General features: G+C 74.5%; 26 protein-coding genes. 13 read left to right on the forward strand and 13 right to left on the reverse strand.

Annotation, left to right across the window (positions count from 1 at the left end; genetic code table 11):
* Positions 1 to 9 precede the first annotated feature (9 nt).
* Positions 10 to 255 (reverse strand): hypothetical protein, encoded by a 246-nt coding sequence (locus tag CLV37_RS24610; protein WP_106215393.1) that lies wholly within the window; start codon positions 253 to 255, stop codon positions 10 to 12.
* Between the two features lie 120 nt (positions 256 to 375).
* Complete coding sequence (locus CLV37_RS24615) at positions 376 to 1,263, reverse strand: Fpg/Nei family DNA glycosylase (protein WP_106215394.1); 888 nt, start codon at positions 1,261 to 1,263, stop codon at positions 376 to 378.
* Between the two features lie 105 nt (positions 1,264 to 1,368).
* Here CLV37_RS24615 and CLV37_RS24620 point away from each other — a divergent pair, with 105 nt between their 5' ends.
* The 3 genes from CLV37_RS24620 to CLV37_RS24630 all read left to right on the forward strand — a co-directional run bounded on the left by CLV37_RS24620 (position 1,369) and on the right by CLV37_RS24630 (position 2,815).
* A complete protein-coding gene (locus CLV37_RS24620) occupies positions 1,369 to 1,986 on the forward strand; it encodes a TMEM165/GDT1 family protein (protein ID WP_106215395.1) in 618 nt (205 codons plus the stop codon).
* A 175-nt stretch (positions 1,987 to 2,161) separates the two neighbouring features.
* Positions 2,162 to 2,542 (forward strand): ATP-binding protein, encoded by a 381-nt coding sequence (locus CLV37_RS24625; protein ID WP_170127484.1) that lies wholly within the window; start codon positions 2,162 to 2,164, stop codon positions 2,540 to 2,542.
* Positions 2,543 to 2,638: 96 nt separating this feature from the next.
* The gene (locus CLV37_RS24630; protein WP_106215397.1) at positions 2,639 to 2,815 is read left to right on the forward strand and encodes a CsbD family protein; all 177 of its coding nucleotides are present in this window, start codon (positions 2,639 to 2,641) and stop codon (positions 2,813 to 2,815) included.
* A 196-nt stretch (positions 2,816 to 3,011) separates the two neighbouring features.
* Here the strand turns inward: CLV37_RS24630 and CLV37_RS24635 are convergent, their stop codons facing one another.
* Positions 3,012 to 4,412, reverse strand: a complete 1,401-nt coding sequence (locus CLV37_RS24635; protein WP_106215398.1) for a DUF2254 domain-containing protein — start codon at positions 4,410 to 4,412, stop codon at positions 3,012 to 3,014.
* 140 nt (positions 4,413 to 4,552) lie between these two features.
* On the opposite strand from CLV37_RS24635, the gene CLV37_RS24640 reads away from it, so the two are divergent.
* Positions 4,553 to 5,701, forward strand: coding sequence for a permease (locus CLV37_RS24640; RefSeq protein WP_211298933.1), 1,149 nt, complete (start codon positions 4,553 to 4,555; stop codon positions 5,699 to 5,701).
* 36 nt (positions 5,702 to 5,737) lie between these two features.
* On the opposite strand, the gene CLV37_RS24645 is transcribed toward CLV37_RS24640, so the two are convergent.
* The 4 genes from CLV37_RS24645 to CLV37_RS24655 all read right to left on the reverse strand — a co-directional run bounded on the left by CLV37_RS24645 (position 5,738) and on the right by CLV37_RS24655 (position 7,412).
* Positions 5,738 to 6,160 carry a PRC-barrel domain-containing protein gene (locus tag CLV37_RS24645; RefSeq protein WP_106215399.1) on the reverse strand — a complete coding sequence of 141 codons (423 nt, stop codon included), beginning with the start codon at positions 6,158 to 6,160 and terminating at the stop codon, positions 5,738 to 5,740.
* Entirely contained in the window at positions 6,157 to 6,396 is a 240-nt protein-coding gene (locus CLV37_RS24650) for a hypothetical protein (protein WP_106215400.1), read from the reverse strand. Before CLV37_RS24650 ends, CLV37_RS24645 begins: the two co-directional genes overlap by 4 nt.
* A 160-nt stretch (positions 6,397 to 6,556) precedes the next feature.
* The gene (locus CLV37_RS28920; RefSeq protein WP_281260557.1) at positions 6,557 to 6,691 is read right to left on the reverse strand and encodes a hypothetical protein; all 135 of its coding nucleotides are present in this window, start codon (positions 6,689 to 6,691) and stop codon (positions 6,557 to 6,559) included.
* A 337-nt stretch (positions 6,692 to 7,028) separates the two neighbouring features.
* The gene (locus CLV37_RS24655; RefSeq protein WP_106215401.1) at positions 7,029 to 7,412 is read right to left on the reverse strand and encodes an STAS domain-containing protein; all 384 of its coding nucleotides are present in this window, start codon (positions 7,410 to 7,412) and stop codon (positions 7,029 to 7,031) included.
* A 221-nt stretch (positions 7,413 to 7,633) separates the two neighbouring features.
* Between CLV37_RS24655 and CLV37_RS24660 the strand changes: the two genes are divergently transcribed.
* The 6 genes from CLV37_RS24660 to CLV37_RS24685 all read left to right on the forward strand — a co-directional run bounded on the left by CLV37_RS24660 (position 7,634) and on the right by CLV37_RS24685 (position 14,275).
* On the forward strand, positions 7,634 to 8,353 hold the full coding sequence (locus CLV37_RS24660) for a response regulator transcription factor (protein WP_106215421.1): 720 nt from the start codon (positions 7,634 to 7,636) through the stop codon (positions 8,351 to 8,353).
* A gap of 44 nt (positions 8,354 to 8,397) precedes the next feature.
* On the forward strand, positions 8,398 to 9,726 hold the full coding sequence (locus CLV37_RS24665; RefSeq protein WP_146149572.1) for a sensor histidine kinase: 1,329 nt from the start codon (positions 8,398 to 8,400) through the stop codon (positions 9,724 to 9,726).
* On the forward strand, positions 9,723 to 10,349 hold the full coding sequence (locus CLV37_RS24670; protein WP_170127485.1) for a GerMN domain-containing protein: 627 nt from the start codon (positions 9,723 to 9,725) through the stop codon (positions 10,347 to 10,349). The genes CLV37_RS24665 and CLV37_RS24670 overlap by 4 nt, the downstream gene beginning before the upstream one ends.
* A 68-nt stretch (positions 10,350 to 10,417) precedes the next feature.
* Entirely contained in the window at positions 10,418 to 11,821 is a 1,404-nt protein-coding gene (locus tag CLV37_RS24675) for a ClC family H(+)/Cl(-) exchange transporter (RefSeq protein WP_106215404.1), read from the forward strand.
* A 144-nt stretch (positions 11,822 to 11,965) separates the two neighbouring features.
* A complete protein-coding gene (locus CLV37_RS24680) occupies positions 11,966 to 12,205 on the forward strand; it encodes a hypothetical protein (protein ID WP_146149573.1) in 240 nt (79 codons plus the stop codon).
* A 462-nt stretch (positions 12,206 to 12,667) separates the two neighbouring features.
* Positions 12,668 to 14,275: a cation:proton antiporter gene (locus CLV37_RS24685; RefSeq protein WP_170127486.1), complete on the forward strand. Its 1,608-nt coding sequence runs from the start codon at positions 12,668 to 12,670 to the stop codon at positions 14,273 to 14,275.
* 1,018 nt (positions 14,276 to 15,293) lie between these two features.
* Here CLV37_RS24685 and CLV37_RS29230 read toward each other — a convergent pair.
* Genes CLV37_RS29230 through CLV37_RS27860 form a run of 5 tightly spaced genes read right to left on the reverse strand, consistent with a single transcriptional unit; the run spans position 15,294 to position 18,733 of the window.
* Positions 15,294 to 15,722: an aldehyde dehydrogenase family protein gene (locus CLV37_RS29230; RefSeq protein ID WP_425433634.1), complete on the reverse strand. Its 429-nt coding sequence runs from the start codon at positions 15,720 to 15,722 to the stop codon at positions 15,294 to 15,296.
* Between the two features lie 26 nt (positions 15,723 to 15,748).
* Positions 15,749 to 16,663, reverse strand: coding sequence for an NAD-dependent epimerase/dehydratase family protein (locus CLV37_RS24690; RefSeq protein WP_106215407.1), 915 nt, complete (start codon positions 16,661 to 16,663; stop codon positions 15,749 to 15,751).
* Between the two features lie 47 nt (positions 16,664 to 16,710).
* Positions 16,711 to 17,901: an MFS transporter gene (locus tag CLV37_RS24695; RefSeq protein ID WP_106215408.1), complete on the reverse strand. Its 1,191-nt coding sequence runs from the start codon at positions 17,899 to 17,901 to the stop codon at positions 16,711 to 16,713.
* Positions 17,902 to 17,945: 44 nt separating this feature from the next.
* Entirely contained in the window at positions 17,946 to 18,374 is a 429-nt protein-coding gene (locus tag CLV37_RS24700) for a hypothetical protein (protein WP_170127487.1), read from the reverse strand.
* Positions 18,371 to 18,733, reverse strand: coding sequence for a hypothetical protein (locus tag CLV37_RS27860; RefSeq protein ID WP_106215410.1), 363 nt, complete (start codon positions 18,731 to 18,733; stop codon positions 18,371 to 18,373). The genes CLV37_RS24700 and CLV37_RS27860 overlap by 4 nt, the downstream gene beginning before the upstream one ends.
* A 58-nt stretch (positions 18,734 to 18,791) precedes the next feature.
* On the opposite strand from CLV37_RS27860, the gene CLV37_RS24710 reads away from it, so the two are divergent.
* Entirely contained in the window at positions 18,792 to 19,871 is a 1,080-nt protein-coding gene (locus tag CLV37_RS24710; RefSeq protein WP_106215411.1) for an alkene reductase, read from the forward strand.
* 128 nt (positions 19,872 to 19,999) lie between these two features.
* Here the strand turns inward: CLV37_RS24710 and CLV37_RS24715 are convergent, their stop codons facing one another.
* The gene (locus CLV37_RS24715; RefSeq protein WP_245885815.1) at positions 20,000 to 21,037 is read right to left on the reverse strand and encodes a CapA family protein; all 1,038 of its coding nucleotides are present in this window, start codon (positions 21,035 to 21,037) and stop codon (positions 20,000 to 20,002) included.
* Between the two features lie 100 nt (positions 21,038 to 21,137).
* Between CLV37_RS24715 and CLV37_RS24720 the strand changes: the two genes are divergently transcribed.
* Entirely contained in the window at positions 21,138 to 21,950 is an 813-nt protein-coding gene (locus tag CLV37_RS24720; protein ID WP_106215413.1) for an Fpg/Nei family DNA glycosylase, read from the forward strand.
* A 167-nt stretch (positions 21,951 to 22,117) separates the two neighbouring features.
* Positions 22,118 to 22,810: a YoaK family protein gene (locus CLV37_RS24725; protein ID WP_245885817.1), complete on the forward strand. Its 693-nt coding sequence runs from the start codon at positions 22,118 to 22,120 to the stop codon at positions 22,808 to 22,810.
* Positions 22,811 to 22,901 lie beyond the last annotated feature (91 nt).

Here is a 22,901-nt window from a genome sequence, read left to right on the forward strand (position 1 = left end):
CCGTTCGCCTCAGGCGGCGTGCGCGTCGCCGTGCTCGGGCAGGTTCTCGTGCCGCCGCAGGAACTGCGCCTGCTCCTCCTGCGCCCGGGCGGCGTCGAGCACGGCCCGCGACGCGTCCCCGAACCGGGCACCGCGCGGGGCGACGAGCAACTGGTGCCCGACGCCCCTCCCCTCGCGCGCGGCCCGCCCGCCGGCCACGAGCAGCACGAGCACCACGGCACCCACCACACCGACGATCCCCACCACGACGTCCATCCGGTCCCCCCGAGCGTTGCTGCGTGCTGCTGCGTTCCGACACGACCAGCATCGGCCCGTCACCTGTGCGCGCGCATCGTGCCGAGGGTGGAAACGCCTCGTCCTCCCGGGGGAGGACGGCTACTTCAGCAGTCGCGACAACCGGCGGTCCGCGAGCGGTCTCCCGCCCGTCTGGCACGTGGCGCAGTACTGCATCGACCGGTCGGCGAACGACACCTCGCGCACGACGTCCCCGCACTCCGGGCACGCCTCGCCCGTGCGGCCGTGCACGCGCATCCCGGCCCGCTTGGCGTCCTTGAGCTCCTTCGCGGGTTTCCCGCCGGCCGCGGCGACGGCGTCGCGCAACGTCGTGCGCAGCGCGGCGTACAGGCGCTCGACGTCGGCCTCGGGCAGTTTCCCGGAGACGGCGTAGGGCGAGAGCTTCGCCACGTGCAGGACCTCGTCGGAGTAGGCGTTGCCGACCCCGGCCAGGACCGACTGCTCGCGCAGCAACCCCTTGACCTGCTGGCGCGAGCCCGCCAGCAGCGCCCGGAAGGCGGCGAGGTCGAAGGAGTCGTCGAGGGGGTCGGGCCCGAGCGTGGCGATGCCGGGCACCTGCGCGACGTCCCGGACGACGTGCACGGCCAGCCGCTTCTGCGTCCCGGCCTCGGTGAGGTCGAAGCCGGGTGGGGTGCCGGGGTCCTCGTCGTCCTCGGGCGCCAGCCGCACGCGCAGCGCGACGGGGTTCTTGCCCCCGGGCTTCAGCGGCGCCCTCGGCAGCGCGTCGGACCAGCGCAACCACCCCGCGCGCGACAGGTGGACCGCCAGGTGCAGACCGTCGACGTCGACGTCCAGCCACTTCCCGCGCCGCTCGACCCCGGACACGAGCAGCCCGTGCAGGGCGGTCGTCGGCGGGTCGTAGGTCTTCAGGACGTTGAGGGCGCCCACCTCGACGCGGGCGACGACGCGGCCGACCAGGCGCTCGCGCAGGAACGCGGCGAGCCCTTCGACCTCGGGGAGCTCCGGCACGCCGACAGTCTGGGGCACCCGGGAGGTCGCAACCAGTTGTTCGGTGCGCCGAACCGGAGTGCTGGGGTTTTCGCGGCCCGGCCCGGTCGTGATCTGGTGCCCCGCGTGGACCCCGCCGTGCTCGCCGCCAGCTTCCTGCCGATCCTGCTGCTGGAGCTGCCCGACAAGACCTTCGTGGCCACCCTCGTGCTCGCGACCCGCTTCCGCCCCCTGACCGCGTGGATCGGCGTGGGCCTCGCCTTCGCCGTGCAGTGCCTCATCGCCGTGGTCGCCGGCCGCCTGCTGGCCCAGCTGCCCGACCGGCCGGTGGCGGCCGTCGCCGCCCTGCTGTTCGCCGTCGGCGCGTTCACGCTGTTCCGCGGGGCGGCGAAGGCGCAGCAGGCCGAGGAGGAGGCCCGCGTCGAGTACGAGGGCAAGGTGCGGGGCGGGACGTCGGGCTGGCGGGCCGTCCTGGCGTGCTTCGGGGTGATCTTCCTCGCGGAGTGGGGCGACCTGTCGCAGCTGTTCACGGCCGGGCTCGCCGCGCGCTACGACGACCCGGTCTCGGTCTTCGCGGGGTCGTGGGCGGCGCTGCTGGTCGTCTCGGGGCTGGCCGCGGCGGTCGGCGGGACGATCGTCCGCAAGCTCAGCGTCGCGGCGGTGAGCCGCGTCGGGGGCGTCGTGTGCGCCGTGCTGGCGGTCCTGACGGCCCTCGAGGTGGCGGGTCTGGACCTGCCCGTGTGAAGCTCGGAGCCGGCGCCGTCCCGGGCGCGCGTCCTGCTGCGTGCGGACAACCGGCGGGCCGAGTGATTGACTGTGCGTCACGAGACGATGACAGTGCTCGTACGGGTGGGTGCTGGGCCGCCGTGGAGGAACCGCGGTGGATTGACGCTGGGGGGGTCGAGGACCGTTGTTCCACGTGGTCCTCCCACCCAACCCCCGCTCGGTCGGCATCGCGCGCTGGCTCATCACCGAGTGGTGCGCGCCCTGGGTGGCGGCCCACGAGATCCCCGAGGACACCGTCGAGGCCGCGCTGCTGCTGGCCAGCGAGGTCGTCACCAACGCCGTCGTCCACGGCGACGGGATGGTCCAGCTCGCCGTCAGCCGCGTGAACGGCGCGTCGCTGCGCGTGGAGGTCTCCGACGACGGGGGCGGCATGCCCCTCATCGGCGCCCAGCGCGCCGACGCCGAGAGCGGCCGCGGGATGGCCATGGTGGAGCTCCTGTCGAGCCGGTGGGGCACCGACCTCGCGGTCGGGCCGCTGGGCAAGACCGTCTGGTTCGAGCTCGCCGGGGCCTGAGCCGCCTCGCGCCTTTCCAGCGGGTGGGACCGCGTGAGGGTTCCTGGTGTGGCGGTGCCGGGTCCACCGGCCACCACGTCGAACAGGGAGCGGGACATGTCCATCGGGGACAAGGCCAAGAACGTCGTGCAGCAGACCGTCGGCAAGGCCGAGGAGGTCGTCGGCAAGCGCACCGACGACGCCGAGCTGACCGCCCAGGGCGAGAAGGACCAGACCACGGGCGCCGCGCGCCAGGACGTCGAGAAGACCGAGGACGCGCTCGGCGAGGAGTGACCCGCGGGCGCCGGGGGTGGACCGGCGCTGGACGGCCGGGTGCGCACGGGCTCTGCACGCGCCGTACAGCACGCCCGCGGACGCAGGACGCACATCGGCGCGTCCGTGCGGTGGGTGCAGAGCCCACGCACCTCTCAGGGGTCCTGGTGCAGGGTGGTGCCACCCGGGCGGCGAGTGGGCGGCGCCGTCGCCGCGCTCACCCCCCGGTCCACGCTCGTCCCCCCCGAGGCCGCAGCGCGTCCCGGGCCCCGCGGACCGCGTCGTCGAGCTGGGCGCGGGCGATCTCGTCGAGGTCCTGCCCGGCGGCGGTCCGCACGAGGCGGTCCAGCTGGTCCTGCACGGCGCTACGCACGACGTCGCGGGGACCGGACCAGGCGACCTCGGCGAGCAGTGTGGCCAGCCGGGTCAGGACGACCGGGTCCGCAGCGCCGTAGCGCAGGGGCTGGGCGACGGCCAGGTCCAGCAGGGCCGGCAGGTCGGGGCGGTGGACGACCAGGCGCGGGTGGCCGTCCTCGTCGCGGGCGACCTGGTCCCCGAGGTCACGGTCGGCCACGTGGCACAGGAACGCCGCGGCGTGCCCGACGGCGTGGACGGCGGTCGTCGGGTCGTTGACGCCTGGGGACAGCGCCTTGCTGGCCACGTCGACGAGCTGGCGCAAGCCGAAGGCCAGGTCCTGGGCCTGGGTGGGCTCGCTGCCGATGACGACGGCCGTCCCGAGCACGTCCTCCAGCCGCTCCAGCACCTCCACCGGTGGGGCCGCGCCGTCGTCGGTCCAGCACCGGGCCAGCGGGGTGCCGCGGACCACCGACCCGCCCGGCCACCGCTCGACCGCGACGACGACGCCGGTCCCGGTCGCGGCCTCCAGCAGGGCCTCCTCGTCGACGAAGCAGAGGAACCCCGAGGCCCCCGCCGGCAGCGGGACGGCGGCGTCCGGGACGGGCACGGTCCCGGCGCCGGGCAGCGAGCGGGCGGTGCCGTCGCTCGGGTACAGCAGGTCGGCCGTCCGGCAGGCGTCCGCCCGCACGCGCGAGAGCATCGTCTCGACCCGGATCTCGCGCGCCAGGTGCGCCAGGAACAGCACGAGGCACACCACGCTCGCCACCGCGAGCAGGAAGGCGACCGTCACCGAGATCCGCGGCACGACCGCCGACGACGGCAGGGCGCTGCTGCCGGCGTCGTCGGGGCTGCGGACCGTGCGCAGCACCGTCAGCGCGTAGGTGAAGGTGGCCAGGAACACCGCCAGGGTGGCGTGGACGAACCGGTCCTGGGTGAAGGTGCGCAGCAGCCGGGGGGAGAACTGGCTGCTGGCGAGCTGCAGGGTGACGACCGTCAGCGAGAAGGTCAGCGACGTCACCGTGATCAGGGAACTGGCGACGGCGTCCAGGACGGTCCGTGCCGCCCCGGCGCCCCCGCCGAAGACGAGGTCCGCGATGGGGTCCGGCAGGTTCTCGTCCACCCGCGCGTCCAGCAGGGGCAGCAGGACGCCCGCGACCAGCGCCAGCACGACACCCGCCACCGGTACGGGCCACAGCCGGGTGCGTGCAGCCTCCTGCAGCGCCGCCAGCCTGATGCCCCGCGGCTTCGACGAGTTGCTCACGGACGCACTCTGTCAGCGCTGCACCGGCGCGGCCCGGCGCAGCGGTCCGCGCGGCTCCCGCCACGCCGCGCAAGACATACCCCGCGGGGGTATTGTGACCCCACCGCCCCGGCCGGGGCCCCTGTGAGGAAGGACGGCCCGTGCACCTCTACGACGCGCTCGCCGCGGTCGGTGACGCGCTGGGCGCCACCGTCGCGATGGCCTGGCACATCGCCTGGGCCCTGATCCTCGGCTTCGCCCTGTCCGCGGTCGTCCAGGCCGTCGTGCGCCGCGACGCGGTCACGGGCTTGCTCGGCGACGCCCGCCCCCGCACCCTGGCCACCGCCTCGGGGCTGGGCATCGCGTCCTCGTCGTGCTCCTACGCCGCGGTGGCGCTGGCCCGCTCGCTGTTCCGCAAGGGCGCCGACTTCACCGCCGCGATCGTCTTCCAGGTCGCCTCCACGAACCTCGTCGTGGAGATGGGGATCCTGCTCGCGCTGCTCATGGGCTGGCAGTTCACCGCCGCCTCCTACACCGGCGGTGTCGTCATGATCGTCGTCGTGGCCCTGCTGCTGCGCGTCGTGCTGCGCCCACCGCTGGTCCGGGCGGCCCGCGAGCAGGCCGAACGGGGCCGCACCGGCTCGATGGAGGGCCACGCCGCGATGGACATGAGCGTCGGCGGCGAGGGCCCGTGGTGGCGGCGACTGCTCAGCGGCGACGGATTCACCTCCGTCAGCCACGTCTTCGTCATGGAGTGGGCCGCGGTCGTGCGCGACATCGCCATCGGCCTGCTCATCGCCGGCGCCGTCAGCGCCTGGGTCCCGACCGGCTTCTGGCAGGCGTTCTTCCTCACCGGCCACCCGGTCCTGACCCAGGTGTGGGGCCCGCTCGTCGCCCCGGTCGTCGCGGTCGCCAGCTTCGTCTGCTCGGTGGGCAACATCCCGCTGGCGGCGGTGCTGTGGAACGGCGGCATCAGCTTCGGCGGGATGGTCAGCTTCCTGTTCGCCGACCTGGTCATCGCCCCCGTCGTCATCATCTACCGCAAGTACTACGGCACGGGCGCGGCCCTGCGCCTGACCGGCGTGCTCTACCTGGCCGCCGTGGTCGCCGGGTACGTCGTCGACGGCCTGTTCACCCTGGTCGGCCTGGTCCCGGACCAGCGCCACGCCACCACCGCCGCCGGTGGGCTGTCGGAGGTGACGTGGAACTACACCAGCGTCCTGGACGTCGCGTTCGGCGTCGTGGCCCTGGTGCTGGTGGCCCGCTTCGCACGGACCGGGGGCCGGCAGATGCTGTCGATGATGGACTGAGCACCGGACTGGCCGGCGCAGCGGTGGCCGGCGACGTCAGGGGCGAGGCGGGAACCACGGTTGGCCGCCGGCTCCAGGCGCCCAGTACGGGGTGTAGCCGTAGTACCCGTAGAGGTTGTCGTAGTAACCGGTCTGATCGGCCAGCTCCGGCTCGTAGGCCGGGGCGGAGGCGACCCGGTCGCGGGTCTGGTCGACGATGACCTCGTCGTCGGCGATCGTGACGACCGCCTCCACCGGTAGGAGGAGTGTCTCGGCTCCGATGCCGAGCAGCCCGCCGTGTTCGATCCGCAGCATCCGCACCTGGTCGGCTTCGGCGTCCACCATCAAGTCGGCGACCTTTCCCAGTTCCTCACCGGAGGTGTCGCGCACGGTCAGTCCGCGCACGTCCTGGGCGGGGTCGGCGACGGTGCGGCCGCTGTCGGACAGACCGGTCAGGATGCGGGCTCGTTCGTCGCTCATCGGTGTTTCCTCTCCGAAGGGTTCAGCGTGCTCGTGGTCGGGTGAGGGGCGGGGTGGTTGTCACCGTCGGCCCGTCCTGCGCGTCGCAGCGGCGAGAGCCCCGACCCCACCCGGTGCAGGTCGGGGAACTGCGCGGACAGTTCGGACAGCGGCTCGATGCCGGCGACGGTCTCGTCGGTGGCCTCGCCCGTGATCTGCACCGCTGCTGCGGACGGGAAGTCGACGACGCAGGCCATCGCCGCGAAGGCCGACCCCCTGGCCGGTTCAGCCCACGGGCCTCATCGACCGGTTCCTGCCACCTCAACAGCGCGACCCACCCGGACCCGCACCTGAGGCAGTCACCAGGAGCAGACCCGGCGGTGAGCAGGACGACCACCGCAGGACCCGACGAGGACGTCAACGGGTCTTCCGCCGAGGACGGCCCAGATCGACGCGATCGCGACGACGGCGGTGCAGGAACTGCGCGACGAGAGCTGCGACGACGATCAGGCCGGTGGCGCACACGACGACGACGACGTACGGGAAAGCCACGAAGACACGCTCCTCTCGAGCTCTGGACCAGACTGCTGTCCGCACGGTCGACCGCGTACCGCACGCGCAGGACGAAGCCGGGTGGAGTCGTGGTCGGGACTCCGGGCACCGGACCGGTCTCGTGCTCGTCCGGGCAGGTCCGGGCAGGTCGTGGACCTGCCTGGACGAGCCGCGGCGACCCGTCCCCCGACCTGCCGGGAGAACACGTGAACCGTCTGCCGGGGAAGGGCGGGGACGATCCCGTTCGTCCCGCAGCGGTGAGACCCAGGACCCACGTGCTGTTCCGGGCGGCGACTCCCGCGGGGAGCCGGACAGCAGGGCCACCGATCTCCTCCGTTCACCCGCCACCAACGGCGGGTACGGGGTCTCGGCGGCCAGGCACCGCAGCACCCACGTCGGCGCCAGCCGTGTCGGCGGTGCTCATGTCGAAGAGCTCCTCGAGCCCGGCACGGCGCAGGATCGCGACGACGTGGCGCTGCGGCGCCTGCAGAGTCAGCCGACCCCCGCGGGCGCGGCAGAGCCTGCGCGTGCGCAGGAGGACCGCGACGGTCGTCGAGGACAGGCTCGACAACCGGCTCACGTCCACCACGAGCCCGGTGGGGTCGGCGTCCAGCAACGGCCCGGCGTGCCGGCGCAGGGCGCTCAGCCCCTGGCGCAGCCCGTCGTCGTCGAGGACCAGGACGGGACCGTCCCCCCCGTGCTCGAGCGCAGTCCCGTCCACGTCCCCTCCTCCTGGGCCACCCCCGGCGGTCCGGCCACGCCCCGCCGTCGAGCAGGACCCACGTCTGGCCGCCCCGTCGCTCCGTCACGGCGGGGCGTGGTCCCACCCTGGCAGCCGCGTGTTGCGGTTGTCCGCTCCGCTTCTTTGCGATCGCGTGACGACCCACCGCCACCACCCCCCGGCAGGTGGGGGTCCAGTGGGTCGGCTGGCAGCATGACCACGTGGCGCTCCGACTGCTCGTGCTCGACGACGACGACGGGATCCGCACGTCCCTGGCCCTGGCCATGGAGGACGAGGGGTACGAGGTCAGCAGCGCGGCCACCGCCGAGGAGGCGTTGACGCTCGTGTCGTCCCTCGTCGAGGACGGGCAGCAGCCCGACGTGATGGTCGTGGACCTCATGCTGGGCGGCATCGACGGGTTCTCCTTCATCCGCCGGGTGCGCCCCCTCAGCGGAGCTCCGGTGATCGTGGTCTCCGCCCGCCGGGACAAGACCGACGTGATCGCAGCGCTGGAGGTCGGTGCCGACGACTACGTCACCAAGCCGTTCGACGTGGACGAGCTCGCCGCCCGGCTCAAGGCGCTGCGGCGCCGGTTCTCCGGCACCACCCCCACTCCGACGACGGTGGTGCTGGACAGCGGGGAAGGAGGTTGGCCACCGGTCGAGCTCGATGTGGACGGGGGGCAGGTCCGCCGCGGCGGCGACCTCGTGCACCTGACCGTCACCGAGTTCCGGCTGCTGTGCGAACTGGCCGCCGCACCCGGCCGGGTCCTCAGCAGGGGAGTTCTGCTGGAACGGGTGTGGGACCGGGGGTTCTTCGGCGACGAGCGGATCGTGGACGTTCACGTCCGCCGGTTGCGCACCAAGGTCGAACGGGACCCGTCGTCCCCGCGGCTGGTGGCCACGGTCCGCGGTCTGGGGTACCGGCTGGACCTGCGGTGAGGCTCCCGTCGACGACACTGGGCCTGCGCGCCAGCGTGACCCTGATGTTCACCATCGGAGCCGCCGTCCTGGCCGTGGTGGGAGCGTTGAGCACGTACGCCATCGCCCGCGGGTACCTGCTGAGCCAGCGGGAGAACTCCGCGACGCGGCAGACGTTCGCGGACGCCTCCTTCGTGCAGGAGGGGCTGCGCACCTCCGGGGTGCAGGTCAGCGACGTCCTGGGCTCGGTGAGCAGCCCGGCGGGCTCCGCCGTGCTCGTGCACCGCGAGGGGCAGTGGTACTCCTCCAGCCTGGACGTCGCCGCCGACGGCCTGCCGGCCACGGTGACCGACGGCGTGCAGGCCGGGGACGCCGGACTGGCCTGGACGACGATCGCCGGGGACGCCGTCCTGGTCGTCGGCGTACCGCTGCCGGCCGTCGACGCCGGCTTCTTCGAGGTGGTGCGGACGGATGAACTGAGCCGCACCCTGTCCACCCTGCGGTTCGCGCTGACCGGCTGCGCCGTGCTCATCGCCTCCGGAGGCGCCGCGCTCGGTTCGTGGACCTCCCGACGGGCCGTCGCCCCCCTGCACGCCGTGGCCCGGGCGGCGGCCTCCATCGCCGGCGGCCAGACGGGGACCCGACTGGAGACGACGGAGGACCCGGACCTGGCGACCATCGTCGGATCGTTCAACAGCATGGTGGACGCGCTGGAGGAGGAGATCGAACGGCAGTCCCGGTTCTCTGCCGACGTCAGCCACGAGCTCCGCTCGCCGTTGACGACGCTGGTCACCGGGGTGGAGGTGCTGAACCGTCGCCGCGCCGAGCTGCCCGAGCGGTCTCGGCGGGCGCTCGACCTCGTGTCCCGTGAACTCGACCGGTTCACGCGCACGGTGGACGACCTGCTCGAACTGGGGCGCCTGGAGGCCGGTGTCGCCGACCACGAACGCGTGCTCGTCGATGCCGTCGACCTCGTGCGGCAGGTCCTGTCCCGGACCCACCGGGAGAGCACCCTCTTCGTCGCTCCTGCGGAACCGGTCCTCGTCATCGTCGACAAGGAGCAGGTGGCCCGGGCCCTCGTGAACCTGCTCGAGAACGCCGACCGGCACGGCGGTGGATCGACCGGGGTGGGTCTGCAGGTGCGGGGGGCGAGCGCCGTGATCACGGTCGACGACGACGGACCCGGAGTACCCCCGCAGGAGCGGGAACGGATCTTCGAGCGCTTCGCCCGCGCCGGCTCACGCCGCGCCCTGCCCGGTTCGGGCCTGGGTCTGAGCCTGGTCGCCGAGACGGTCCGGGGGCACGGGGGCTCGGTGCGGTGCACCTGCTCCCCCAGCGGTGGCGCCCGGTTCCTCCTGCGGCTGCCTCTGCCCGACGACGGGGTCCGCGCGTGAAGGCGGCGGGCGTCGCCCGGTCCCGGCCCGGTCCCGCGGCGGTGCTCGGAGCAGGGCTGGCCCTGGCGCTGCTCCCGGCGCTGTCGGCGTGCGGCGTCCCCAGCGGAGGCCGGGCCCGGACGATCGACCCCTCGCAGGTCCCGTACGTCCTGACCGCACCGTCGCAGCCCGCCGCGGTGGGTTCCGCGCCACCTCCGGCACCGGCCGCCGGCGACGAACCGCGGACGTACTTCGTGGACCGTGACCTCCACCTGACCCCGGTGGCCGCCGACTCCGCGGACACCGCCGCCGACGTCCTGGAGCAGTTGACCTCGGGCCCCACCGACGCCCAGCGAGCGGCCGGGTTGCAGAGCACGATCGGCCCGCAGGTCGCTCTCCGTCTCACCTCGATCGACGACGGAGTCGCGCTGGTGGACGTCACGGACCTGTCGCAGGCCCTGCCTGCGGACCGCCTGCCGCTGGCCGTCGGGCAGATCGTCCTGACCCTGACCTCCGCTCCGGGGGTCGACGCCGTCCGTCTGCAACGCGACGGCACGGACCGGGAGGTCCCCCTGCCCGGCGGTGCGCTGACCGCCGCCGACCTCGCGGCCGCGGACTACGCCTCGCTCCTCACCACCCCCTGACCAGACGTCGACGACCGCGGGTGCGCGATCCTCGTCCCGTCCCGACCGCTCGACCGGACCGTGGTGGAATGCATCCCGACCGAACCCTCCGCTGGCTGCGCAGCACCTTCACAGGGTGGCAGCGACCGACCTCGCACCCCGTCGACGACACCGGTGAGGGCGCCGAGAGCCTCGTCGGCTTCGCCCTGGCCGCGGCCTGCGTGGGCGCGCTGACGGGGCTGACGGCCGCCACCTTCCGTCTCCTGCTCACCGACGCCTCCGACGTGCGCGAGCGGCTGGCGACCCGCGCCCACGACCTGGGTGTCCCCGGAGCCGTCCTGGTCGTCGCCGGCTGCGCCGCCGCCACCGCCCTGGCCGCGGCGCTCGTCCGCCGCGTCGAACCGCACGCCGAGGGCAGCGGCATCCCCCACGTCCAGGCCGTCGTGCGTGGGCGCACCGAACCCGGGCGTTTCCGGGTCCTGCCCGTCAAGTACGTGGGAGGCCTGTTGTCGATCGGCAGCGGCCTCGCGCTCGGCCGCGAGGGGCCCTCGGTGCAGATGGGCAGCACCGTCGCCGTGATCGTCGCCTCCGCGACCCGGCGCTCGCGGCAGGACCTGCGCCTGCTCGTGGCGGCCGGTGCCGCCGCCGGCCTGGCCACGGCGTTCAACGCCCCGATCGCCGGCGGGGTGTTCGTGCTGGAGGAACTCCTCAAGTCGTTCCACCCCCGCGCGACGATCGCCACGCTCGTCTCCTCCGCCGCGGGGTTCGCCGTCGCCTTCCCCCTCGTCCACGGCGATCCCGAGTTCGCCGTTCCCCCGCTGGACGATCCCCGACTGGTGGGTGCGGGCTGGGTCCTGGCCGTCGGGGTCCTCACCGGAGTCCTGGGAGTGCTCTACAACCGGGCCGTCATGACCGGGTTGCGCCTCGCGGACTCCAGCCGGTGGCCGGCCGAGGCCCGGGCCGCTCTCGTCGGTGCGGCCGTCGGCGGGCTCGTCTGGTCCGCGCCGCAGGTGGTCGGCGGCGGCGACGGGCTCACCCAGGACGCCCTGCTCGGCCGGGGAAGTCTGGCAGCCGTCGGGTGCCTGCTGCTGGTGCGGTTCGTCCTGGGCGTCGTCTCCTACGCCGCGGGCACTCCCGGCGGGTTGTTCGCGCCCATGCTGGTGCTCGGCTCCGAGAGCGGTCTGCTCGTCGGGATCGTAGGGACCCACCTGGCCCCTGGTTCGACTCCACCGCCCGCAGCGCTGGCGGTGGTCGGCATGGCGGCGTTCTTCACCTCGACCGTCCACACCCCGGTCACCGGCCTCGTCCTGGCGACCGAACTCAGCGGCAGCACCAACCAGCTGTTCCCGATGCTGGGCGCGTGCGCCGTGGCCATGCTCGTCGCGGTCGGTCTGCGCTCACGCCCCATCTACGAACTGCTCACCGATCGAGCGGCGCGACCGTCCCCGGAGGCGGGCGGCCGGAGGGCGCAGGAACGGCGCCAGGACGTGTGAACCTGGACGCAGGGCCGATGTCCGGCGGTGCGGTCCTCGACCGGTCGGCCCATCGGACCGCGTGTCACGACCAGGACCAGGACCCGTCCCTCGCGGGGAGTCGTGGTGGTGACCGACGGTTCGGCGGGTCACGGCCGAGCCGTCGTGCAGGAGTTCGCCGCTGCCGCGCACCGCGCGGTCGGCACCGTCACCGACGTCGCCGACCACGTGCAGGTGGAGGCCGCGGCCGACGAGGTCGAACCCGTCCCGGGTCCCTTCGACGTGTGGGTGAACAACACGATGGCCTCGGTGGTCGCCGGATTCCGAAGGTTGACCCCGCCGACTTCGAGCGGGCCGCCCGCGTCACGTACCTGGGTCTCGTCAACGGCACCCGGGCGGCGCTGAAGCGGATGAAGACCCGCGACCGCGGGTCCTGGTGCAGGCGGGTAGCGCCCTGGCCCACCGGGGCACCCCTTGCGGACGACCTGCTGCGGCGCCGAGGACGCGGTCGTCGGGTTCACCGAGTCCGTCATCACCGAACTCCTGCACGACAACAGTCACGTGCGGGTGTGCACGGTCCACGTGCCGGGCGTGAACACGCTGCAGTTCACCCGGGTCGCCGACGACCTGCCCGGCCACCCCCGGCCGTCGCGCCGATGCACCAGCCCGAGGTCGGGTCCCGGGCCGTGGTGCACGTCGCCCAGCACCCCGGCGCAGCACCCGGGTCGGAGCCCTGACCGTGGGCACCATCCTCGGCGACCACGGCGCCCCGCGCCCCGACGGCCCTGCTGGGGTGGCCCTGCTGCACGAGGTCAGCTGCGAGGGGCCCGGGTGGTCGCACACCGCTGCTGCGCCCAGGATCGGGGCGTGGACGACGTCGTGCTGCTGGGCCTGCTGGTGCTCGGGTTGATCGTGCTCACCCCCTTGGCCGAGCGGATCGAGGTGCCGCAGCCGGTGCTGCTGACCGTCTACGGGCTGGTCCTGGGTCTGGTGCCACACGTGCCCGCCCCCGACCTGGCTCCAGACCTGATCCTGCCGCTGGTGCTGCCCCCGCTGTTGTTCGCCGCGACCCAGACCACCACCGTGCGCGAGCTGCGCCAGGCCGCCCGCCCCGTCCTCGGACTGGCCGTCGGGTTGACGTTGCTGACCGCAGCCGCCGTGGCGGTCGTGGGACACGCCCTGGGGTTGCCGTGGGCGGTGGCCGTGGTCCTGGGCGGCGTCGTGGCCCCGCCGGACCCGGTCGCGGCCAGCGCCGTCGCCGGCCGGCTGCACCTGCCGGCCCGCCTGGTGAGCGTCCTGGAGGGCGAGGGGCAGTTCAACGACGCCACCGCCCTGGTCGTCTACCAGGTCTCGGTCATGGCGGTCGTGGCCGGTGGGGTGTCGGTCGGTCAGATCGGCTGGGCCCTGCTGCTGGCCGTGGCCGGCGGGCTCGTCCTGGGCCTGGTCGGTGGATGGCTGGCGCGGTGGGCGCTCGGGCACCTGCACGACCCCGCGGCCGAGACCACCGTGACCATCGCGCTGCCCTTCGCCCTGTACGTCGTGGCCGAGCAGGTCCAGGCCTCGGGAGTGCTGGCGGTGCTGGTGGCCGGCCTGTTCCTCCGCGCCCGGGTGTCCGACCAGGTCACCTCCGCCGGGTGGTTGCTGGGCCGCTCGGTGTGGCAGTACGTCGAGTTCGCCGTCAGCGGTCTGCTGTTCGCCTTCCTGGGCGTGGAACTCACCAGCGTGCTGGAGGAGGACGACACCCTGGGCCGCTCGTCCACGTGGACGCTGACCGGGGCGGTGCTGGCGGTGCTGGTCCTGCTGCGCGTCGGAGCCATGTTCACCGCCAGCGCCGTGGCCGGGCACCGTGCCCGCCGCGCCGAGTCTGCGACCCCCGCCGGGTGGCGGGAGGCCGCGGTGACCTCCTGGGCGGGCATGCGCGGGGTGGTGACGGTGGCCACTGCCTTGGCCCTGCCGGCGAGCGTGGCCGGAGGGGGGGACTTCCCCCACCGGCAGGAGGTGGTGACGGTGGCGCTGGTCGTCGTCATCGCCACCCTGGTGCTGCAAGGGCTGACCTTGGCCCCCCTGATCCGCGGGCTGGGAGTGGCCAGCGACGCCGATCCCGCCGCCGACGTCCGTCACCTGCACCACCTGGCCGCCGGCGCTGGGCTGCGGTTCCTCACCACCGGGAGCGGTGCCGCTGGGCGAGGGGACCGGCGGGAGCCGGACGCGGAGGAGGTACCGGCCGAGGTGCGCCGCGCGGTGGTGGAGCAGTACGAGGGACGCCTGCACTACCGCGAGGCGGTCGACGACCTGCTCGAGACCGAGACCGGGGGTCAGGACGCCGGTCAGCACCTGCGTCGGCTGCTCGCGCGGGCCAGCGAGGCCGAGCGGGAGGCGGTCCTGCAGGCACGCCGCCGCGGCGAGGTCGGCACGGCTGCCGCCGAGGACGTCCTGTTCGACATCGAGGCCCGCGCGTTGCGCTACGAGCCGTAGGGACGACCGGCGATCTGCCCGTCCGCACCGTCGACCTGGGAGGTGGCTGGGCGTCGTCCTCGGTCCGAGCCGTCCAACCCGCCGCCCGAGGTCGGGTCGTCGCGCCGCGTGACAGCGGTCCCACCAGGTGACGACCAGCACGTGCGCAACGTGAGCCCTGCCGGTGGGGCGAGGTACGCGGTGGCGGAACCCGCCACCCCCGGCTGACGCCCACAGTCGTCCCAGGGCGGCCAACGGTGTGACCAGCAGGCCCCTTGCTGCGAGGAGAGCGACCTCGAACGCCCAGCCACCGGCGGCGGGCGAGGCGGGCGCAGGTGACGACGACCTCGCCGAGGACCAGCCCCGCGGTCGTCGACGTCGGCGCGCGGGGCAGCACCCTCACCGTCCTGCGCCTGCGATCCCGGCTGCGCCGCGAGCGGATCAGCTCGAGCAGGCACACGACGACGAAGCATCGCACCGTGAGGGCGTGCCCCTCACGGACGTCGGCGCACCCGGGCTCGGGGTGCAGGTCGCTGAGCCGCCCCGTCAGAACGCCGTGGAAGGCCGCCGGGGTGATCACCCGGGCCAGGACGCCCGCGCGGTCCGCGCCCGGCCCGTTGACTCGTGGGCCCCGTCGGAGTACCCGCGCACCGCCGACGGCGTCAGGACGACAGCCGTCGACGGCCGCCCGCGCCGCGAGAGCCAGCAACCCGACCGCGGTGCTGAACACGATCAGGTGCACACCCGGCACCGCGCTGGCCCCATCCGGAGGCCCCGGTCCCGGACCACGCGGCGGCGAACAGACCCGGGCCGGTGCCGGCGGGGCCGTCACGGGAAGCGGAGGCGATGAGCGCTGCCACGAGCTCGGCCGGTGTGACGACCGTGATGAGCGTCCAGCTCAGCTGAGGGGACTGCCCGACGGGGGACGCTCTCCAGGTCCAGACCCCCAGCAGCGCCATCCCGCACCGAAGGCGAAGAACCCCCGGGTAGGCCGCTGCCCACCGGGCGCAGCACGATGCGTACGCCGTCCCGCAGACCGTCACCGGGCTCGGTCCCAGGCACGGACCCGCCCTGGAGACGCTGGAGGCGTCGCGCTGGCCTTGTTCGCCGCTGGGCGGCCCGACGCCGTTCGTGACGGTGTGCACGCCCAGGTCGGTGAGTTCGCGGCCGCAGCTCCTCTTCGTCCTCCGCCCAGGTGCTCGACCCCAACCCGTTGGGGGTGACTGGTGATGTCGATGGCCTCCTGGCGGCTGGAGACGGTGGACAGCACAGCCACCGGCCCGAAGACCTCCTCGTCGGAGACTCGCACCCGCGGGGTGGTTCCGGTCAGCAGCGCCAGCGGGTGGTGCCAGCCCGGCCCCTGTGGCCGTAGCCCGCGCATGACGACGGTCGCCCCTTCTCGACGGCGTCGCGGAAATGTGCTTCGAGCCGGCCGGCCCCGGCGCAGGCGTCCGAGAGGTGGTCCCACCGGGCCCGCACCCGGGTCCGGTGGGTTCAGCCCTGCGCGCGCGGGTCCTCCAGCACGTCGCGCCAGGAGTGCTGCGGGGAGAACCCGAGCAGGTCCCGGGCCTTGTCGATGCTGTAGAAGGTCTCGTCGCGGCCCATCTCCCGGCGCACCTCGACCCCGGCGTAGAAGGTGTCGATGACCTCCTGCGTGGTCGCGGCCACCGACATGTCCGCGTTCGCGACGTTGAAGACCTCGAACCCCAGGCCGTCGGTCAGCAGGGCCCGCTCGGTCGCCAGCCCGAGGTCGCGGACGTCGATGTACGCGAAGACGTTGCGCCGCCGCAGCGACGGGTCGGCCAGGAAGGCCGGGAACTTCTCGGCGTACTCGTGGGGCTCGATGACGTTGTTGATCCGGAACCCGTAGACGTCGGCGCCGGTGCGGGCCTGGAAGGAGCGCGACACGACCTCCCCGGCCACCTTGGAGATGGCGTAGGAGTCCTCCGGCACGACGGGGTGCTCCTCGTCGACGGGCACGTACAGGGGTTTGCGCTCCCCGCGGGCGAAGCAGATCCCGTAGGTGGTCTCCGAGGAGGCGAAGACCACCTTGCGGATGCCGAGCCGGGTCGCGGCCTCCAGCACGTTGTAGTGGGCGGCGATGTTCGTCTGGAACGTCGTGGCCTCGGGGGCCAGGAACATGCTGGGGATCGCGGCGAAGTGGACGACCGCGTCGTAGGCCGAGCCCCCGCCCGTGCTGGGGCCGGGGGTGTCGAGGTCGTCGGCGGGGGTGCCCGCCAGGGCGGAGTAGACCTGGCCGGCGTCGGTCAGGTCGACCCGCAGGTCGGCGACGTCGGGGTGGCGCAACGGGGTGAGGTCGGCGTTGGTGACCTGGTGCCCCTTCGAGGCCAGGTACGGGGCGACGTGGTGACCGGCCTTGCCGCTGCCCCCGGTGAAGAAGATCCGCATGGCGCCAGCCAACCACCGCTGCCCCGGCGCGCCACCGGGCGCGGCGCTCAGGCCCGGACCGTCGCGTCCCGGTTCGCCGCCCAGGCGGGCACGAGCTGCACCACGGCGACGGCCGTCAGGACCGCCAGCGGCAGCGTCCAGCTCCCCGTAACCGAGTGCAGCGCGCCGAAGAGGACGGGCCCGACGGCCGCCGCGCCGTACCCGACGGCCTGGGCCATGCCCGACAGCGCGACCGCGCCGGCCCCGTCCGCCGCCCGCGAGGAGACGGCCGCGAGCGCCAGCACGACCGAACCGCCGCCGCCGAGGCCGAGCAGGACGACGGCGGCGTGGGCGGCGCCGGGGGCCAGCAGCAGGGTCGCGAGGCCGGCCGCCGACAGGACGGTGGAGCCGACGGCGGCCCAGCGGGTGCGGGTGACGGACCGGCCGGCGACCGCGGGGGCGAGCAGGGACCCGACGACACCGGCGACCTGCAGGACGGACAGCAGCACGCCGGCCTCGGTGGGGTCCAGGCCCGAGCGGTCGCGGGCGATGGTCGCGAGCCAGGACAGCAGGACGTAGAAGAGGATCGACTGCGAGCCCATGAAGGCGGTCACGGCCCAGGCCAGCGGGGAGCGCCACGGGGTTCGGGCGCGCCCGTGGGCGGTGGCGGCGCGGTGGTCGCGCACGAGCGGCAGCCACAGGACGGCGGCGAGCAGCGCCGGGGCCGCCCACACGACGATGGCGGTGCGCCAGCCCCCGGCGAGGGACTCCGACAGCGGGACGGCCAGGCCGGAGGCCAGGCTCCCGACGACCTGCATGAGCACGACGTACGTGCTGGTGAGCAGCGGGATGCGGCCGGGGAACTCGGTGCGGATGAGGGCGGGCATGAGGACGTTCGCGACGGCGATGGCGACGCCGACGACGGCGGTCCCGGCGAACAGCGGGACGACGCCGGGCACCCACCGCAGCCCCGCGCCGAGGGCCAGCAGGAACAGGGCGAGGACGAGCGTGGGCCGTTGCCCGAGCCGCCGCGCGAGCGCGGGGACGACGAGCGAGCTGCCGGCGAAGGCCAGCAGCGGCAGCGACGTCAGGGCGCCGGCGGCGGCGGCGGACAGCCCGAGGTCGCCGGAGATCTCGTCGAGGACGGACCCGACCCCGGTGAGGGGCGCGCGCATCGCGCAGCTGACGAGCAGCAGCCCGGCGAGCAGGACGACGGCGGTGCGGCGGGCGCGCTGGGGGGCGGGTGCGGAGGTCTGCATGGCTCCCGCATCGTCGCGCACCGGTGGTTCGACGGGCGAACGGGTCAGGCGTCGGGGGTGCGGGCCCGGCGCGCCTCCCGGCGCAGGTAGACCAGCCCGAGGATCGGCAGGACCACGGGGACGTACCCGTAGCCGCTGCCGAAGTGCGACCAGACGGCGGCCTTCGGGAACGCGGCGGGGTCGGTGAGGCTGAGCGTGCCGACGGCCAGGACGCCGAGGAGCTCGACGCTGCAGGCCACCCACGCGACGCGGCGCCAGCGCGGGCCGGAGCGGCCGAGCCCGACGGTGGCCAGGACGTAGACGACCCCGGCGAACGCGGACAGCAGGTAGGCGACGGGGGCGGTGTGGAAGTCGGTGGCGATCTGGACGGCGGCGCGGGAGACCGCGGCGACGGCGAAGACGGCGTAGAGCGCGACGAGGACACGGCCGAGCCCGGTGGTGCGCCGCTGCTGCTGCACGGGGACCCCTCTCACTTCGTGACCGCGAACAGCAGGAAGGCGCGGTAGGCGATGACGATGACGGCGAACGCGGCCACGGCGAGCACGAGGGTGCTGGGGCGGGACCGGTCCGCGAGCGCCCAGAAGGTGCCGGCGGGCACGACGAAGGGGGCGACGACGAGGTAGGCGACGGAGGTCGCGGTCTCGACGGGGCGGGTGCCGGAGGCGAGGGCGGCGAAGCCGTCGACGGCGACGGCGAGGACGGCGACCTCGAGCACGCCGAGCGCGACGAGGGTGGCGCGCCCGACGCGGCGGTCCCGGGCGACGAGGACGACCGCCCACACGACCACCACCAGCGCCAGGAGGCTGAGGACCGCGACGAGGACACCGGACACGGGGGTGAACTCTACGGGCGCGGGAATCCGGACCGCAGTCCGGTTGTTGCCGCCCCTCGTGGACATCACCTCTCCCGTCGCCCTGGGCGACCTCGCCCTGCCCAACCGCCTCGTCATGGCCCCGCTGACGCGCACCCGCGCCGGCGCCGCGGGCGTGCCCGGGGCCCTCGTCGCCGAGCACTACGCCCAGCGCGCCTCGGTCGGGCTGATCGTGGCCGAGGGCACGTACCCGAGCCACGAGTCGCGGTCCTACCCCGGCCAGCCGGGGCTGGTCACCGACGAGCAGCAGGAGGGGTGGCGCGGGGTCGCCGAGGCCGTCCACGCCGCGGGCGGGCGCATCGTCGTGCAGCTGATGAACGGCGGGCGCGTCTCGCACACCGACATCACCGGCACGGACCGGATCGTCGGGCCGTCCGCCGTCGCGATCGCCGGCGAGGCCCACACCGCCGACGGCAAGAAGCCCTACCCCGTCCCGCACGCCCTCACCGAGGCCGAGATCCCCGGCGTCGTCGCGGAGTTCGTCGCGGCCGCGCGCCGCGCCGTCGACGCGGGCCTGGACGGCGTCGAGATCCACTCCGCCAACGGGTACCTGCTGCACCAGTTCCTCGCGCCCGGCGCGAACCACCGCACCGACTCCTACGGCGGGTCGCCGCAGAACCGCGCCCGCCTGGCGGTGGAGGTGACGACGGCCGTGGCCGCCGAGATCGGCGCGGGCCGCGTCGGGATCCGCATCTCCCCCGCGCACAACATCCAGGACGCCCTGGAGACCGACCCCGCCGACGTCGAGGCGACGTACGCGCACCTCGTGGAGGCGCTGGCGCCGCTGGGGCTGGCGTACCTGAGCGTCCTGCACGCCGACCCGGCGGGCGAGTTCGTCCAGGGTCTGCGCAAGCGGTTCGGCGGCCCGCTGATGGTGAACTCCGGGTTCGCGCAGGTGACGACGCGCGAGGAGGTCGCCGGTTACCTCGCCGACGGCGCCGCGGACGTCGTGGCCGTCGGCCGCGCGGTGATGGCCAACCCCGACCTGCTGGAGCGCTGGACCGGCGGGCACCCCGAGAACGAGCTGGACCCGACGACGTCGTACGGCCAGGGCGCGGCCGGGTACACCGACTACCCGTTCCTCACGCCCCGCGCCTGACCCCTCCTGCGCCTCCCCGCGCGACGCACACGTCGGACCCTCCACACCCCGCCTCGACCGCGCAACGCACACGTCGCGCCCCGGGGACGCGCCGGTAGGGGTCCGACGTGTGCGTCGCGCAGGTCGCTTCAGGACGCCGCGAGGTCGGCGCAGGCGCGCAGGGACTCCTTGTGCCGCAGGGCCTTCGTGGCCGCGTCCCCCTCGAGCGGCACGGGCACCCCGCTGCGGATGGTGGCCGGCTGCCAGCGCGCCGCCGAGACCCCACCCGTCCCGGGCAGGGTGAGCTCGAGGACACCGGTCTCCACCGCGGCGCCCTTCTTGGCGTAGAAGACGAAGTTCCCCAGCCCGTAGTCGACGAACCCCTTCTTCCCGCCCGCCTCCAGGTACCCCTGGCCGAGCTGGACGTGGGCGTGCGAGCCGACGACGGCGTCGGCGCCCGCGGCGACGAGCTCCTCCGCGATCCCCCGCTGGTCGTCGGTCGGGCAGGTCTGCAACTCCTTGCCCCAGTGCAGGACGACGACGACGGAGTCGCTGCGGGACCGCTCGGCCTCCACCGCCGCCACGAGCCGTTCCCGGCCGGACCTCGTCTGCACCGACGCCAGACCGGGCTGGGTGTCGGTCGCCGTCCACGCCGTCGCGAGCGAGGAGTCGACGACCTGCGTCGCGTCGAACACCGCGACGCGGTTGTCCTTCACGGTGGTGCGGTGGGGGGCGAAGGCGGCGTCGGCGTCGGTGCCGAGCCCGATGATCGGCAGACCCTCGGACCTCCCCGCGGCGAGGGTGTCGCTCAGCCCCTGGCGGCCGTAGTCGAGGCTGTGGTTGTTGGCCATCGCCGCGACGTCGACGCCGGCGGCCTTCAACGCCCCGAGGGCCTTCGCCGGGGCCCGGAACGTGTACTTCTTGCCCGCGGCGCTCCCGCGGTCGGTGATGGCGGTCTCGACGTTGACGACGGCGAGGTCGGCCCCCTCCAGGAGGGGCGCGACGGCCTGCAGCCCACCGGGTTCGAGCGCCGCCTCGCTCGTGCCGTCGAAGTGCACGTCACCGGCGACGGCGATCGTGACGGGCCGCGGCGCGGGACGGTCCGGGCCCGCGGGGTCCTCCGGCGACGAGCAGCCCGCGACGACGAGCACCGAGACCGCGAGGACCGCTCCGCACACCTTCCGCACCCGCGCACTGTAGTTCGGCCCGGTCTGCCGCCGGGTGGCTCTGCGGGGGTCACCCCGGCGTCCACCGGCGGGGTTCCCCGTCCTCGGGTACGTTCCGCAGGTGCCCGAACTCCCCGAGGTCGAGACCGCCCGCGCCGCCATCGAGGCCGCCGGTCTGCACCGCGAGATCGCCGACGTGGACGACACGGACACCTTCGAGTGCCGCCCGCACGCGCCCGGGGACCTGAAGGCGGCGCTCGTGGGCCGGACCCTCACCGCGGCGCACCGGCGCGGGAAGTCGATGTGGTGCGACACGTCGGGCGACGGGCCGGCGCTCGGGATCCACCTGGGCATGAGCGGGCGCGTCTTCATCACCGACCCCGGCGGCCGGCTGACGATCGGCGGCGACTACGGCGGTCCCCGGCCGGAGACGCAGCCGGACCGGGACGTCTGGTACCGCTTCTCCCTGTACTTCGCCGACGGCGGCTCCCTGCGCCTGCGGGACAAGCGGCGGCTGGGGCGCGTCCGCCTCGACCCGGACCTCGGCGACCTCGGCCCGGACGCCGAACTCGTCGGCCGCGAGGAGTTCCGCGCACGCGTCGGTCGCGGGACGGCCCCGTTGAAGGCCCGCATCATGGACCAGTCGGTGCTCGCCGGGGTGGGGAACCTCCTCGCGGACGAGACGCTGTGGCGAGCCGGTCTCAGCCCGCTGAGACCCGCCGGAGAACTGCGGGTCGACGAGCTGGACCACCTGCGGCGGGAACTGCGCGGCGCGATCCGGCACGCCGTGAAGCACGGCGGCGTCCACACGGGCGAGGTGGTCCCGCACCGGAGGGCCGGCGACCACTGCCCGCGGTGCGGCGGGGAGATGGTCCGCGCCACCGTCGGCGGCCGCACGACGTGGTGGTGCTCGGCCGAGCAGACCCTCCCCTGACCCCTCCTCCCCGTCCCCACGCCCCCTCTTTCCCGCGCATCGCACACGTCGGACCTTCCTGGACGGGGAAAGAGGGTCCGACGTGTGCGATGCGCGGGGAAGGCGGGAGGGTGGCGCACGCGGCGGGCGTCACGGGGGAACGCGCCGGACGCCTACGATCGCCGCTCGTGACGCGACGCGACCCCCTGGACTGGCACACGGCCCTCATGCTGGTGCTGACGTTCTCCACCGGCATCGTCGACGCGGTCGGGTACCTGGGCCTGGACCGCGTCTTCACGGCGAACATGACGGGCAACGTCGTCATCCTCGGGATGGCCCTCACCGGCTCGCAGGACCTGCCCATCGTGGGCCCGGTCCTGGCCCTGCTGGGTTTCCTGGGCGGGGCGGCCCTGGTGGGCCGGGTGCTGCGCCGGGCCGCGACGGGGTGGACGACGGCCTCCAGCGTCGTGTTCGCCCTCGTCGGGGTGGTGCTCGGGGCGCTGGCCGTGGTCACCTCGCTGCTGGACGGGGTGCCGGTGGAGCCGGGGACGAGCCCGCCGCCCGCGGCCGTCCTGGTGACGACCGTGCTGGGCCTGGCCATGGGCGGGCAGGCCGCCGCGGCCCGGCGGCTGGGGGTCAAGGACGTCACGACGGTCGTCGTCACGTCGACGCTGACGGGTCTGGCGGCCGACTCCCGGCTGGCCGGCGGCACCGGGGACGGGTGGCGGCGGCGCCTCGGCGCGGTCGTGCTCATCCTGGCCGGGGCCGCGGTCGGGGCGGCGCTGCTGCGCTGGCACGTCGGGGCGGGGCTCGCGCTGGCGGGGCTCATCTCCCTGGTCGCGGCGTGGCTGGGGCACGGCAGGGCGCACGTCGGCCGCTGAGGGGACGCCGGCCGGCCGTGCGGCGGGGGCGGTGGCGCCGGGTCCCGGGTGGGTGCAGCATCATCGAGCACTGAGAGCCGAGCCGGATCAG

The sequence above is a fragment of the Kineococcus rhizosphaerae genome, assembly GCF_003002055.1.
In the GTDB taxonomy this organism is placed as follows: domain Bacteria; phylum Actinomycetota; class Actinomycetes; order Actinomycetales; family Kineococcaceae; genus Kineococcus; species Kineococcus rhizosphaerae.